Annotated in this window: 16 protein-coding genes; 12 read left to right on the top strand and 4 right to left on the bottom strand. The window is 41.1% G+C overall.

What is annotated here, in order from left to right; translation table 11 throughout:
• Positions 1 to 26: 26 nt before the first annotated feature.
• Positions 27 to 758, bottom strand: a complete 732-nt coding sequence (locus tag ACE1TH_RS14925) for a polysaccharide deacetylase family protein (protein ID WP_375079370.1) — start codon at positions 756 to 758, stop codon at positions 27 to 29.
• Positions 759 to 867: 109 nt separating this feature from the next.
• A complete protein-coding gene (locus ACE1TH_RS14920) occupies positions 868 to 1,827 on the bottom strand; it encodes a bile acid:sodium symporter family protein (RefSeq protein ID WP_099303868.1) in 960 nt (319 codons plus the stop codon).
• Positions 1,828 to 2,076: 249 nt separating this feature from the next.
• Between ACE1TH_RS14920 and ACE1TH_RS14915 the strand changes: the two genes are divergently transcribed.
• The 6 genes from ACE1TH_RS14915 to ACE1TH_RS14890 all read left to right on the top strand — a co-directional run bounded on the left by ACE1TH_RS14915 (position 2,077) and on the right by ACE1TH_RS14890 (position 7,634).
• On the top strand, positions 2,077 to 3,399 hold the full coding sequence (locus ACE1TH_RS14915; RefSeq protein WP_375079369.1) for an ABC transporter substrate-binding protein: 1,323 nt from the start codon (positions 2,077 to 2,079) through the stop codon (positions 3,397 to 3,399).
• 61 nt (positions 3,400 to 3,460) lie between these two features.
• Positions 3,461 to 4,366 (top strand): carbohydrate ABC transporter permease, encoded by a 906-nt coding sequence (locus tag ACE1TH_RS14910; protein ID WP_099303866.1) that lies wholly within the window; start codon positions 3,461 to 3,463, stop codon positions 4,364 to 4,366.
• A gap of 154 nt (positions 4,367 to 4,520) precedes the next feature.
• Positions 4,521 to 5,264 carry a carbohydrate ABC transporter permease gene (locus tag ACE1TH_RS14905; protein ID WP_255225408.1) on the top strand — a complete coding sequence of 248 codons (744 nt, stop codon included), beginning with the start codon at positions 4,521 to 4,523 and terminating at the stop codon, positions 5,262 to 5,264.
• An 8-nt stretch (positions 5,265 to 5,272) separates the two neighbouring features.
• A complete protein-coding gene (locus ACE1TH_RS14900; RefSeq protein ID WP_375079368.1) occupies positions 5,273 to 6,361 on the top strand; it encodes an ABC transporter ATP-binding protein in 1,089 nt (362 codons plus the stop codon).
• A gap of 4 nt (positions 6,362 to 6,365) precedes the next feature.
• Entirely contained in the window at positions 6,366 to 7,043 is a 678-nt protein-coding gene (locus tag ACE1TH_RS14895) for a hypothetical protein (RefSeq protein WP_099303862.1), read from the top strand.
• Between the two features lie 135 nt (positions 7,044 to 7,178).
• Positions 7,179 to 7,634: a GNAT family N-acetyltransferase gene (locus tag ACE1TH_RS14890; protein ID WP_375079367.1), complete on the top strand. Its 456-nt coding sequence runs from the start codon at positions 7,179 to 7,181 to the stop codon at positions 7,632 to 7,634.
• 14 nt (positions 7,635 to 7,648) lie between these two features.
• Here ACE1TH_RS14890 and ACE1TH_RS14885 read toward each other — a convergent pair whose 3' ends face one another.
• The gene (locus ACE1TH_RS14885) at positions 7,649 to 8,548 is read right to left on the bottom strand and encodes an EamA family transporter (RefSeq protein ID WP_375079366.1); all 900 of its coding nucleotides are present in this window, start codon (positions 8,546 to 8,548) and stop codon (positions 7,649 to 7,651) included.
• 250 nt (positions 8,549 to 8,798) lie between these two features.
• Positions 8,799 to 9,023 carry a hypothetical protein gene (locus ACE1TH_RS14880; protein WP_099303856.1) on the bottom strand — a complete coding sequence of 75 codons (225 nt, stop codon included), beginning with the start codon at positions 9,021 to 9,023 and terminating at the stop codon, positions 8,799 to 8,801.
• Between the two features lie 387 nt (positions 9,024 to 9,410).
• Between ACE1TH_RS14880 and ACE1TH_RS14875 the strand changes: the two genes are divergently transcribed.
• The 6 genes from ACE1TH_RS14875 to ACE1TH_RS14850 all read left to right on the top strand — a co-directional run bounded on the left by ACE1TH_RS14875 (position 9,411) and on the right by ACE1TH_RS14850 (position 14,218).
• Positions 9,411 to 10,307: a DUF2268 domain-containing putative Zn-dependent protease gene (locus ACE1TH_RS14875; RefSeq protein ID WP_375079365.1), complete on the top strand. Its 897-nt coding sequence runs from the start codon at positions 9,411 to 9,413 to the stop codon at positions 10,305 to 10,307.
• A gap of 73 nt (positions 10,308 to 10,380) precedes the next feature.
• Positions 10,381 to 10,953: a DUF2087 domain-containing protein gene (locus ACE1TH_RS14870; RefSeq protein ID WP_099303852.1), complete on the top strand. Its 573-nt coding sequence runs from the start codon at positions 10,381 to 10,383 to the stop codon at positions 10,951 to 10,953.
• A gap of 61 nt (positions 10,954 to 11,014) precedes the next feature.
• Positions 11,015 to 12,241 carry an MFS transporter gene (locus tag ACE1TH_RS14865; RefSeq protein ID WP_099303850.1) on the top strand — a complete coding sequence of 409 codons (1,227 nt, stop codon included), beginning with the start codon at positions 11,015 to 11,017 and terminating at the stop codon, positions 12,239 to 12,241.
• Positions 12,242 to 12,319: 78 nt separating this feature from the next.
• Positions 12,320 to 13,306, top strand: a complete 987-nt coding sequence (locus ACE1TH_RS14860) for a phosphotransferase family protein (protein ID WP_375079364.1) — start codon at positions 12,320 to 12,322, stop codon at positions 13,304 to 13,306.
• The gene (locus ACE1TH_RS14855; RefSeq protein WP_375079363.1) at positions 13,307 to 13,717 is read left to right on the top strand and encodes an NUDIX hydrolase; all 411 of its coding nucleotides are present in this window, start codon (positions 13,307 to 13,309) and stop codon (positions 13,715 to 13,717) included. It begins immediately after the preceding gene.
• A gap of 18 nt (positions 13,718 to 13,735) precedes the next feature.
• Positions 13,736 to 14,218, top strand: a complete 483-nt coding sequence (locus tag ACE1TH_RS14850; protein ID WP_099303844.1) for a GNAT family N-acetyltransferase — start codon at positions 13,736 to 13,738, stop codon at positions 14,216 to 14,218.
• Positions 14,219 to 14,253: the final 35 nt, after the last annotated feature.

Here is a 14,253-nt window from a genome sequence, read left to right as displayed (position 1 = left end):
CTCCCCTTAGGAGGCCTTGCTTTTTTCTATTCCATCAATGGATTTGGCTGAAGGAGTTCTGATGCTGTAACGAAGTGATAGCCTTGGTGCTTTAAAATCGGAATGACTAACTTAACCGCTCGTAGTGTCTCCTGCCGATCCCCGCCACCATCATGAAGCAAAACGACATCACCTGCTTGCGCATGTTCAATAATATGGCTCACAATTTTTTTAGTCGGCGTGCCTGCCCAATCTCGAGGGTCTTGGTGCCACGACCATAGCAACACATTCTGATCTAAGTCGAGGGCTGCTTCAATGATAGCATCTGTATAGTAGCCACCAACAGGACGAAAATAGGTTGGGCGAATGCCGACAGTCTCTGACAATATTTGATTCGTATGATCAATTTCCTCCATTAAAACATCTTTTGTCACCGCTTCATCGTAGTTATGAGAATAGGTGTGATTTGCGACTTCGTGTCCTTCATCAATCATTCGCTGTACAATCTCGGGGTATTCTTCAGCCCACTTTCCAACGACAAAGAAGGTTGCTTTTACATGATACGCTTTAAGGATATCAAGGAGTTCAGGTGTGTTGGCAGGGTGAGGCCCATCATCGAATGTTAACGCAATGTTGGCTTCTTCAGTATTGGCTTCCCAAAACACTTTGCCTGTCTGCTCATACTCATGGCGTTCTTTTACAGAAGCGATACTGATCGGTGAGCAAGTGAAAATCAATCCAATCACAATCGACATGACTAGTACGATCTTTCGTTTCATTCTCTAGCCCTCCTCATTCATGTATGTAGTATGTGAGGAAAATTCATCCTTATTCATTGTGTTAAAAGAAACATGAAAAAGCGAGCCTATTGATAGGCCCGCTTTATCTTTATGCACTTTTCTTAACAGAGTCATTCTTCTTGTTTAATTGTTTACGTGACCAATACGTTGCCATAATGGTTCCAGTGAAATTATGCCAAGCAGCTCCGATAACGCTTGGAATGGCGGCGAGAGGTGAAAGATGTGCTGTCGCAAGCGTTGCGCCTAGACCAGTGTTCTGCATGCCAATCTCGATTGAAACAGCTCTTCGTTGGCTAGGTGTTAGACGAAAGGCGGCAGCTGCACCATAACCAAGTGCTAGACCAGACGCATTGTGTAGCATGACGGCTATGAATGCCGCAGGTCCTGTTGAAGCGAGAGTCTCATTATTTGCGGCAACAACAGCCGATAAAATGGCAAGAACGGCTAAAACAGAAACAAGAGGCATCGCTTTTTCTGTTTGTCGCGCAACTAGCGGCAAAAATCGTTTAATGGTGACTCCGAGTGCCACAGGTACAATAATGACTTGTACGATCATCGTAAACATGTCCCAAAACTGCACAGGCATCCATTGATTGGCAAGGACATAAAGAATCGCTGGCGTTGCGATTGGCGCGACGAGTGTTGAAATAGAAGTCATGGTAATCGACAAAGGTAAATCGCCTTTTGCGAGATATACCATGACGTTGGAAGACGTTCCTCCTGGTACGGAACCCAGCAAAACGAGGCCTGCTGCCAGCTCTGCCGGAAGGTTTAATAAAAATGCAATCGCAAAAGCGGTTAACGGCATAATCGTAAATTGCGCAATGAGTCCAAGCATAACGGGGAGTGGGTGTTTTGCTACCATTTTAAAGTCAACTGGTTTAATGGTCATGCCCATCCCAAACATAATAATTCCTAAAAGAATCGGGACATAGCTATTTATAGGTAAGAATGGTTCAGGTACGAGGAACGCAAGAATGCTTGCTCCAATAACGAAAAAAACAAAATATTTTCCTGCGAACGAACTAATGGTTTCTACATACTTCATGACTTTCACCCCAAGTAGTTTCTTTTGAGAATACTTTTGTTCTCTCTGTGTGTACAACATTATACAGATAGTTAGGTTGACCGTCATCATTTTTTTAAAATAGTAATCGGTTCATTCAACTCGATAACATTATATTGTTTCCGTTTAAAATGGTATGTACGCAAAGTGTGAGACATACACTTTACTATCTACGTTTAAAAGGAGGGGCAAAATAGCGGGCTTGCTTTAGATGAAAAGGGGGAGAAAAAAGTGAAAAATTTGCTCGGAGGTTCGGTGTTTACTGGGATGATGCTTGTCGCACTAACGGCATGCGGCGGGGATGATGCGGAGAAGCAAGATGTTGTGAAAGTGTGGACGTACCCTGTTCACGGTGAGTATGAAGGAGAGCTAAAAGAGTCAATTGAAGAGTTTGAGAAAGAAAATCCTTCGATTAAAGTCGAATATGAAATCTTATCTTGGGCAGAAGGCTTGCAAAAGTTTGATATTGCGTTAAATTCAGGCAGTCCACCTGATTTATATTTTGGTCGACCACTTGGGAAATACAAGGAGACCGGTCTATTAGTTCCTTTAGATGATAAACTATCGATCGATTTAAACGATTATGATGACATTGCGCTTGACCATATGACGTTAGAAGGCTCGATGTATGGGTTACCGCTTTATCAGTACTTGCATGTATGGGGTGGAAATAAAGCGCTGCTTGAAGAATACGGCGTTGATTATGAGAAAATTCAGTCAGAAGGCTGGACGTGGGATGAGTTTTATGAACTCGCATCGATTGGCGAACAAGAAAACGATCAAGGTGATCCGCAATATGGATTTGTGTTTCAAGGTGTAGATGAAGAATTATTGGATCATCTCGCTCGGAATAATGGCATCCCTTATCGCATGACCGAAAAAGGCGTACAGTGGGATGATGAAAAGATTTTAGAGGCGATGGAGTTCATCGTGAAGTTAAGAGATGACGGCATTATGCCAGCTGAAACGGCTGCGATTGATGCTGCCAAACGACAAGAAATGTATTACAACTACCAAGCTCTTTTTTACGGTCGGGCCATTCCTTATGCAGATGCGATGGTGCAACTACGTAATCAAGAAATTCAAGATGGCGTAACGGAAGGGGAAGAATTAGATTTTGTCTTACTGCCAATTCCTCATCAGGAAGGGCAAGAAGAAGTAGCACAAGGTGGCGCTGAAGGATACTTATTATTTAAGCAAAACAACGCGGATGATGCGCATGTAGAGAATAGTGTGAAGGTGCTTGAACATCTAGCAGGAGAAGATGCGATCGGAAAAACGTCTTCAGCTCTGGCTCTACCGATCATTCATAAAGGTGCTGCGGATAACTATGAACTGCCGTTATCTCCAGAAAATACAGTAGCTGCTGAAAGGCTTGCGAGCAGTGTCTTGCCACCAAACTCAATCTCTAGTGAACTTGCAGCGAAAGACGATATGTTCAAGACACAAGTTGTTGTGCCGACATTCCAAGGGTTGATTAGTGGTGAATTATCACCTGAAGAAGCGTTAGATAAGTTTAAATCAGAAGCAGAATCTGCAAACTATCAACCGTAATCAACAGGAAGAGTAGAGGATGTTCGCACCTCCTCTACTTTTTTATAAAGGAGTGCTTCTTATGGCAGAAACCGTACAGGCACCATCCAAATTAACGTTATTTTTAAGGGATTATGGCTGGTGCTACGTCTTTATTCTCGTTCCAATTCTCGTGTTTTTACTGTTTACGTTTATTCCAGTCATTTACGCATTTATTATGAGTTTCCAACAGTACCACGTAATGGGTTCTACGTTTATTGGCTTAGAAAACTATCAAACCATGGTTCAAGACGATATATTTTGGCGCTCTATGCGCAATACCTTTATTTTTACAGTGGCCACTGTTCCTGTGAGCGTGGGCATTACGCTTGTACTAGCGGTTCTCATTTTCCCTAGAGGAAAAAAGGTGCAGACCTTTTTCAAAGCGTCTTTATATTTGCCAACAGTTGCTTCAGGGGTAACGATGGCGTTGGTTTGGTTTTGGATTTATGACCCTACCAATATGGGGCTTTTAAATATGATTCTGGGCTCTATTGGTCTTGATAATCAGATGTGGCTAGGAAGTTCAAGTACCGCTCTGTTCTCACTTATCCTTATGAGTTGGTTAACCGGCCATGGCGCAGGGATTATCTTGTATTTAGCAGCGCTTGGAGGCATCCCGAAATCATTGTACGAGGCAGCAGATATTGATCATGCCAGTGCGTGGTCACAGTTTCGTAATATTACGATGCCGTTATTAAAACCGACAACCTTGTATCTATTAGTAATGGGGGTAATTGGATCGTTTCAGGTGTTTATGAGTATTTACTTAATGACACAAGGGGGTCCGAACTTTGCGACAACCACAATTGCGTATTTAATTTATGTACATGCATTTGAATACTACCAGTTTGGATTAGCAGCAGCGGAATCTTTTGCTTTAGGAATTGTGATCATCTTAGCGTCGGTTTTTCAGTTTAAATTGATGTCGAGCGACGTAGAATTTTAAAAAAAGGGGGCGTGTCGATAAGATGGATCAGCCTACTTTTCATCAAAAAAACGCAGCGCAAAAGCGAACGGATGTTAAGCGGATAAGTGCACGATTGGTCAGCTATGCGGTTCTTATTTTTTGGATTGTCATCACACTTATTCCGCTTTATTGGATGCTCGTCATGTCGTTTAAAGATACAGCTGTCAGTGCTTCTTTCTCGCCTGAGTGGTTTCCTCGAAGCCCATCGGTTGCTACATACATCCGATTTTTTACTGAAACAGATGCAATGAGATGGCTCGGCAATAGCTTGTTCATTTCATCCGTTCTTACATTTACGAATGTGTTGTTCTGTTCTCTAGCAGGTTATGCGTTTGCAAAACTACGGTTTCCAGGTAGAAATACAATTTTCTGGATGTTGCTTGGTACGATGATGATTCCAGCTCAAGTGACGCTCATACCTGTTTACATTATCGTCGTGAACACCCTGCAATTAGGAAATACGTATACAGCGATTATGCTGCCGATGTTTGCGACGGTAGGAAACATCTTTCTAATGAAACAGTACATGTCAACATTGCCATCAACGCTTATCCAAGCAGCCCGTATCGATGGCTGTAGTGAGTGGCGCATTTTCTATAAAATTATTTTACCAATCTCGAAGCCAGGTCTTGCGGTTCTAGCAATTTTTACATTTGTCGCAACATGGAATGAATTCTTTTGGCCGTTTCTCGTCACACAAACAAGTTCCATGAGAACCATTCAAATTGGGCTAGCAAGCTTTAAATTTGCGGAAGCGACCGATTTTGGCGCGATGATGGCTGGCTCAGTTATTGCAGCACTGCCAATGTTCATCTTGTTCTTCTCCTTACAAAAGTATTTCTTACAAGGCATTACGATTGGTGCAGTGAAAGGGTAGGTGGGAAAATGGCGACAATTGTGTTCGATCATATCACAAAAACGTTTTCTGACTCGAAAAAAGGGGGGTTGTTTACAGCTGTTGATCAAGCCTCATTTGAAATTAAAGATAAAGAGTTCTTAGTGTTTGTTGGTCCTTCAGGTTGTGGGAAAACGACTTCTTTACGCATGATTGCCGGTCTTGAAAAACAAACAGAAGGCAATATCTATATTGATGGGCAAGTTGTGAATCATGTTCATCCAAAAGATCGAGATATTGCCATGGTCTTTCAAGATTATGCGCTTTATCCGCATATGTCGATTGAGCAAAATTTAAGCTTTGGACTTAAAAATATGAAAATCGATAAATCGGTCATTGATGAAAAGGTGGCGTATGCATCAAAAATTCTTGGGCTTGAGCAACTGTTAGAACGAAAGCCTAGAGAGCTGTCTGGTGGGCAACGTCAAAGGGTCGCATTAGGGCGAGCGATTGTGCGAGACCCGAAAGTGTTTCTGTTTGATGAGCCTTTATCCAATTTGGATGCTAAATTACGTGTGCAGATGCGGATTGAACTAGCTGAGCTGCATCAGCGTTTAGGGGCAACGATTGTATATGTCACCCACGATCAAGTCGAAGCAATGACTCTTGGAGAGAGGATTGTTGTCATGAATGAAGGGAAGGTTCAACAGATTGCTTCCCCTCAAGAACTTTATGCACGTCCACAAAATATGTTCGTTGCCGGATTTATCGGCTCGCCTGCAATGAACTTCATTCCAGCCTACGTACGTTCTGAGAGTGAATTAAAGATAGGCGAAGCGATTTTTTCCATTCCAGAGGATCGACGGGACTACGTTCGAGCTTATGTTGATCGTGAAGTGATGTTTGGTATTCGACCGGAACATATGGTGATTGATGAACATAATGATGTTGATGTGACGGTTAACGTATTTGAACATTTAGGCGCTGAAAATTTGCTCTATTTTTCGTTTAACAACTGCTCTGTTATTGCCAAAACATCGGGAGAAAATTTTGTGAAAGCAGGAGAGCGTGTGAAGATGACGCTACAAATGCAGAAAATGCATCTGTTTGATATAGACACGAGACAAAGAATAGGGTGATGAAATGTTTTCAGTAACGTCGATATTACGAATTACGGCTAAAGACATGTACCATCATATTATTTCAATCATCTCCATTAGCCTTCTCGTTTCTCTTTTATGCGTACCGTTTATTTTGTTTTTACCTTGGCAATTCGCGATTGGGTTTATTCTCTTTATCGGTGGACCAGTATGGTTAGCAGCAGCCGCGACTATGGAAGCTGTACTATCAAACAACAATGTGAAGCTCATCCGTACTTTTCTACGAGCATTAAGAAAATCATACTTTAAAGGACTAGGACTCTCGTTTCTATTTGGAGGATTTACCTTCATTCTAGTCGCTTCATGGTGGCATTGGTCCGTGGAACAAACGTATATGGCGTTTGCAATTGCCTGTTTTCAAACTTATTTTGCCGGAATGGTGCTGTTAAGCCAGCTATATACCGTTTCTCTTCTTATCAAATATAACGTCCGCTTAGCGAAAGCAATGGGCATGAGCCTTAAATTATTGTTGAAATATCCATTGTATACAATGGGATGTTTTCTCCAACTTGTGTTGTTTGCAGGTTTACTTGCGTTTACAATTATCGGGAATGCCCTGTTGCTACCAGGTGTGATTGCCGTTTTCTTAAGCCGAATGACGAGCGCGGTGATCAGTAAAACCGATCTCTTTGACAATAACGAGCTGAAAGAGGCAGTGTAAAAGGTAAAACCATTTTAGATAGAACCTTCATGAGTGAACCATTCATGGAGGTTTTTTTGATTGTCCCTTTTCTTGTAAAATCGTAATCCATCAAATAAAGTAGAAAGAAGAATCTTAAAAACAAGGAGCAGTCACATGTACATACGACCGTTTGAAAAGAAAGACACAGAGAAACTCCTGGGCGTGTCAAGTCGTTTCTTGGATTTTGATTTATTGCAGCATCGAGATAAGCTGGCAATGGAGAAGAAACAAAATGAACTATTAGAAGATGCGATTCAACATCGTGCGCACCAGCTATTTGTGGCAGAAGAAGATGACCAATTTTTAGGCTATCTCGAGGTTGATTTACAACAAGATTTTTTTATGAAAGAACAGCAGGTGTATATAGCGGGCATCGCGACAACTTCTGAAGCTCAAGGAAGAGGCGTAGGAAAGGAATTGATGACAAAAGCGGAGCAGTGGGCAAGAGAACAAGGTGTGAAAACAATCGTTTTAGATGTGTTTAAAGCAAATGAGCATGCCGTTCGTTTCTATGAATATGCAGGCTACCAACAGGAAATTGTGAAAATGACAAAGACGATTGAAGACTAAAAAAGTACGCAAGGTTAGTCCCTTGCGTACGCGTAACGCACTTTTTTGCGCTCAATATTGCCATAGAAGATCCCCGCGAAAATAATCGCGACACCGACCCACTGCATCGGTAAAATGGTCTCTCCTAGTAACGCGATTGATAAAATGAGCGCTACAGGTAATTCTGCGGTTGAAAGGATCGCTCCAAGTCCTGAACCAATCTTCGGCATTCCAATCGAGAACATAAGAGGGGGCAACACAATGCCAAATAAGCCAAGTAAAAAGGCAATCCCAATGAAGCCTGATTCAATTCCAGCAAATGAGAGTGTCTCGGCGGTAGGAACTAGAATAAGAGCCGATAAAAGAAACCCACCGATTGAGATGATAAATCCCTTCTGAACAACTGGAACCTCTGTCCCGACAACCCCTGTTACATACATGAATAATGCTGAACAAAACGCACTCAATAATGCCCAGAACGCGCCTACCCAATCAAATTGCACAGCCGTTTGTAAGACGCCAGCTGCCAAAATTGACCCACCAATTAAAATAACAATCGATAGTAATCTTCTTTTTGAAGGAACTTTTTTTGCGAATATAAATTCATAAAAGGAACCGATCCAAACAAACTGAAATAAAAAGATCACGGCGAGTGACGCATCCAATGTTTGCAACGAATGGTAGTAGAAAATACCAGTAAGCCCCGTTGGGATCCCGCAGGCTAGTAACGCCAATACTGTTTTCAGCGGGATTCTTTTACGAGTAGAAAAAGCGAGCAAAACTGCTAAAATAATAAAGCCAAAAAAGAATTGTGTCATGACTACATGGACAAGGTCAGCCCCTTGTGCATAGCCAATTTTTACGAAAGTGGAGAGAATGCCGAAGCAAGCACCACCGATTAATACGGCTAATGAATAAAGCCAAGTTGATTTCATAATTCCCCTCCTTTGATACATAGAAAAAGCCACACCAGGCAAGAAAGCCCAGTGTGGCGGAAAAAGAGCGAATATCGCTCTGAAAAGGTCCACAAAGTTTATAAAAAACTTTTATTCGTTGTATAAGGTTTAACCGTTTTTGATTGTACACGATCTCATTGAAAAAGACAACTGTAAAACAGACGCTCGTAAAAAGCTCATCAACATCGTCGATGAGCGCAAGGTACAATCTTCTATTTTTATTTAAGTATTAGGAGCAATGAGATTGGCTGCTTATTTGAGGGGTCCAGCACGCCATGATTGTTGCTTCCTTATAGTCGCTATCAATCACATGAATGGCTTGAGGATTGTCCGTCACTAAGCGCAAGATATCAGCTGCCATCTTTTGGTCGTCATCAGCTGGTCGAGCGGCCAATTCTTTTAAGGCATGTATAAATTGTTGATTTAGAAGATCATAAACAATGGCTTGTTCCATTCCTATCACCCTTTCGCCTTTCATTCTAGTGTGTACCTGTTTTCACATCATCGCAAACCTTTTGCTTACGCGAAGATTTACCTTATCTTCATCTTAGGCAATTGAACGTCAATTCATGCCTGTTTAAGCAAAAAAGATGGTTTCTTTTGTATTCGCTTTTTTTACGTTTATTTCCTTTAGCGAACCAATAGGGTTTTTGTTGATTTTAATTGTAAGATGATCCGAATCATATAAATTAATTATTTAGATAATTAACCTCGTCATAAGGAGTGTTTTTACTATAGCAAAAGCGTATAAAAAAGTAAAACAAATTTATTCAGACAACCTAATGTGCTTGTTGACCTTGACGTTACGTAAGCCATTATGGTGGAGAAAGGAGGGGAAAGCATGTTTATAAATGTATTAAATACTGTTCAACAATATGAAGAATTGATGCATATAGAGACAGTCGAGCAAAGGCAACATTATTTTCGATATACGATGATGAAGTCATTAAAACCAATGTGGGACTATTTACAGGTTCCAATAAAGGCTAAGCAAGAAAATGGTTATGACGTTGTGTTTGCGGCCAATATGCTGGGCTTCGCATCAGTAGATGATCCCGACATATTAGAAGAAGGATTAAAGCGATTAAAGAAGATGAATGCGCATGTACGTGGAGAAAAGGCTTTAAAGCACATTGTAAACGTCGCCGCAGATCAAAAGTTAGAAGTGAATGCTAAAGCCATTGAATTAGGCATTTATATAGCTGATGCTGAAAAACTAAGTCATCACGATGCCTACACAGGTTTCGGTGGGATACCAGGTTATATAATGGTTCACCTTTTTCCAAACGAGCGAAATACCCGCCGTTTTGAGGGGTTGCTTGCTCATGAGTTCCATCATAATATTCGTTTCTCTTATTTTGACTGGAGTCATGGTGATGTAACGGTGGGCGAGTATCTTGTTATTGAAGGCTTGGCAGACGTTTTTGCTGAAGAACTTTATGGTAGCGATCAACTAGGTCCTTGGGCAATTGGTTTAGAAGAGGAGGATTTAGCTTATTCAATTTCCGTGATGAAAGATGCATTGCATGTAAAAGGATTTGCGGAAGTCAGTAGCTACATGTTTGGTGATCAATATGCGAGAGAAAAAGGATATCAACCAGTAGGTCTGTCATTTGCGGCTGGATATGCGGTTGGCTATGTCGTCGTCAAAGCTTTTTTAAAGCAAACAGGCATGACCATTTTTGAAGCGACAAAACGCTCAAGTGATGAAATTCTTGCAGGTTCAAAAATTTTTTAGAGGAACAAGTTTCACGTTCCTCTTTTCTTTTTTATCTAATTAGATTATTATCTAATTAGATGGAGGTGTAAACATGCAGTTAAGTCGAATGGTTCATTTTCATAAGACCGTCGGGGATAAGACGAGAATTCAAATTATTAGCATGCTAAAAACAGGTCCTCTTCATAACGGCGCTATTGCTGGAAAGCTAGGTTTAACCCCACCAACGATCTCGCACCATTTAACGAAGCTCAAAGAAATTGACGTGATTTATCAGCGAAGAGAGAAAAATACGATTTATTTTCACTTAAATGAAACAAAATTAAAGCAAATGGCTGAAGCAATTATACGTATTGGTGGAGATAATCGGTTTGAATACTTTGACGTTTCCAATGAAGATAAAGCATTTGTACGAAAACATTTCTTTAATCGAGATGGAGCGTTGATGCAATTACCTGCCCAGCGAAAAAAGCGACTTATCATTCTAGAAGTGTTGGCACAACAATTTGATGAGGGAAGACAGTATGAGGAGACAGAGGTGAACGAAATTCTTAAAGGGTTTCACGAGGACTTTGCAACGATAAGACGAGAGCTCATTATGTCCCACTTTATGTACCGTCATGATCAGCTGTATGAATTAAATCCGAAAGAGATGTGGCCTGTTTAAGCAGGCTCTCTTTTTTGTTATCTATTTTGATATTTATCTAATTAGGTGGAGGTAGATACTCATGAATGTGCTAAAGAAAGAAAAGAAGTATTCGTTTTTATTTTGGAGTTTGTTTTTTATTGAGATAGGGCATCGGTTTGCTCAAGTCGCTTCTTTTGCACTTGTCTTTCATTTAACAGGGTCAGGATTTGCGCTAGGCATATTGCTGTCGCTACAAGTGTTGCCAACTATCTTGATCGCACCAATTAGTGGTATGTTGGCAGACCGTTATCATAAAATGAAGCTCTTATATTGGTCATCAATGATCCGATCACCTTTTGCTCTCCTTCCTTTAGTCGCTGTTTATTTCGATGAAGTGATGTGGTTGTATATCAGTACATTACTCATTGCCATTGGAAACGCGATTTATAAACCTGTACGTTATGCAGCCATTCCAGATCTAGTGCGAAGAAAAAACCTCTTGAACGTGAACGGGATGGAACAAAATTTAGTCGGCTATACCCTCGTAATTGGTTCTTTAATTGGCGGCATCCTTGCTTTTTGGCTTGAAACATCAGTTTTGTTTGCAATACATACAGGTTGTTTGCTCGTATCAGCTCTAGTATTAAAACCAATCTTACATACAAAAACGGATCGACAACGGCCTTTGGCAAAAGACGATTTTTCTTTCTTTCATACGATAAGATGGTTTACACGTATTCGTGCGCTGCAAGTCTTTTTTCTGATTATGCTTCTTATGCCGCTAGCGAATGGCATAGATAATGTCATTATGAATATGATTGCTTTGGATGAATTTGAGCAGGGTGAACTTGGCGTTGGCTTGATGTATGCGGCGCTTGGTTTAGGCTTTGTACTCAGTTCGAAGGTGACGAAATGGCTTAGAAGTTATTTATCTATCGGAGTGATGATGATTGCTCTGGAAGGGATCGGTCATCTCTTACTAAGCCAGTCTTCTTTCTTTTTTCAAGCAATTCTTTTAGCAATCAGCATTACATTTGTAGGTGGCATCAGTAACATTTGTTTTGATACGGTCGTCATGAAAATCTTGCCTCCATCAAAAAGAGGTGTACTCTCAGGTACGTTATCGATGGTCCAAACGAGTGCAATTGGGCTTGCGATGGTAGCTGGTGGTTTTCTGTCAGAACACTTTACTGCTTTTCAACTCTCATTTGTGATTGGGCTTGTATACGTCGGATTTTCGCTGTTTTTTTTCGTGCTGGTGTATGGCTTAAATATCAAAACGTCTATGCGTCAGCTAAGAGGGATGGAGCAAAGTCATAAGAGATAATGGCGCGTCATTTTTTCAAAGGAATTTATGTATTTGTGTAGAATACAATCGTCTGGCATGAAAAAGGACGTGATTCAGTTGACTGCAAATCTCTTATTTACATCAATAACGATTGGACTTCCAACAGAAATGAATATCAATCAATTACTCGCCACCCATCATTTAGGAACGCTTCTTCAAGTTAATGAAACAAAAGAAGGTGCGATGAAGCAGACGCTTTCGGTTTCATCCACGAAAGGAAATTGGATCTTCAAAGGAAACCCGGTTTATGAAGGGCAACTGGAGGAAGAAAAGTTTTTCATTGATGCTCTAGCGGAAAAAACAACGGTAAATCTACCAATTCCATATCGAATTCACCCTGATGCGGAACCACTCGGCTTCGCTTGTAGCATCATGCCAACTTTACCTGGAAAGCACCTACATGATCTAGAAAACGAGCTTACCCATCAAGATCGGATGAGCATAGCAGGAAAGTTAGCGACGCTATTAAAAGAACTGCATGCTTGGCAGGGTGAAACGTATGGTCAGTTAGATCCTATTAAACATACCATCGTACCGTTCGAATCTAGCTATAAAGACTGGCTCTTTAACCGAATTGTCTATTGGTTTCATGACGCCAAACAATATTCAACCTTAATGGAAGCAGATGAGAATTGGATGAAGAACGAACTCCACAATGCGGAAGAAACCTTCACAAAAGCAAGGGACCCGCGCTTTATTATGGGCGACTTCAAACCAGGGAATTTTTTACTAGAAGAGAAGAATGGCGATTGGGCAGTTAGTGGCCTCTTTGATTTTACCAATAGCTATTTTGCTGATCCACTAACCGATTTAACGAAGATGATTCTCTACTACGATCGACATGAGCAGGTCGAGATTGGCAAATTTTTTATTTCACAATATGTAACGAACGACCAACTAAATGTTCAAGAACGCTTACGAATTCATCTTTTGCATCAGCTCGTCCTAGATTGGGGGTTCTTTCATGCGATGGGGAACCCCGTAAACGTCTCTTTTGAAAAATGGGTCAAGACGCGATTGGCTCGCTTTGGGTTAGACGAGTAGATGGTCGAAAAAGTGTATGCGTATGTGACGAGGGATCAAGATGGAGTGAAACAGGTTCTTGTGTTCCGTCATTCGAACCCAGAAGCAGGGGTTCAAGTCCCAAAAGGAACAGTGGAGCGTAATGAAAAGTTGGATGATGCGATAAAAAGAGAAGTTACCGAGGAGACAGGATTACGGCATTTTAAATCGGTAAAACGAATCGCGGAAGACGAGTGGGAAAATGAAGACGGGCACGTTCAGCGTCGCATTTTTTATCATGTCCATGTGGATCAACCGTTGAGGGATGAATGGTCCTACGCTCCAACAGGGGGCGGAGCCGAGGACCAAGTTTGCTTTCATTATTACTGGATTGATCCATATGATTCAAATGACTTAATCCGAGGGCATGGGGATTATTTGCATGATCTTTAATTTAAAGGAAGGTATCAGATGAAGGTTCAATTAATAAAAGCAGAGGCAGAACAACAACAAGTTCTCTCAAACTTAGTTCAATTTTATTTGCATGATTTTTCTTCCTATATTGATATTGAAGTGGAGTCGAATGGTCGTTACGCAGATTACCCGTTGCTTGATTACTGGACAAAACCGAAGCATGATCCATATTTTATTGTGGTGGATGATTGTTATGCGGGTTTCGTCCTCGTTAAACAAATTCAGCTAAGGCAACAGCCATATCATTCAATCGCTGAATTTTTTGTAATGAGAAGGTATCGCCGTCAAGGTTTAGGTAGGTTGGTTGCGAGACAGGTTTTCCAAGATTATGAGGGCAGGTGGCATGTCGCTCAATTAAAAGAAAACAAGCCAGCGCAAGCATTTTGGCGGAGCGTCATCAATGAATGGACAGATGGTCAATATAGGGAGCAAGTAAGTTTTAAAAAAGTGACGCAATACTTTACGCAGGAAAACAATTAATGGGCTGGTTCTAACTAAAAAAAGATCTTCATACA

The organism is Shouchella sp. JSM 1781072, assembly GCF_041949915.1.
Classification (GTDB): Bacteria; Bacillota; Bacilli; order Bacillales; family Bacillaceae_D; genus Shouchella.
Note: the sequence above shows the minus strand (reverse complement) of the source record. Positions and strands in the feature narration are given on the sequence as shown.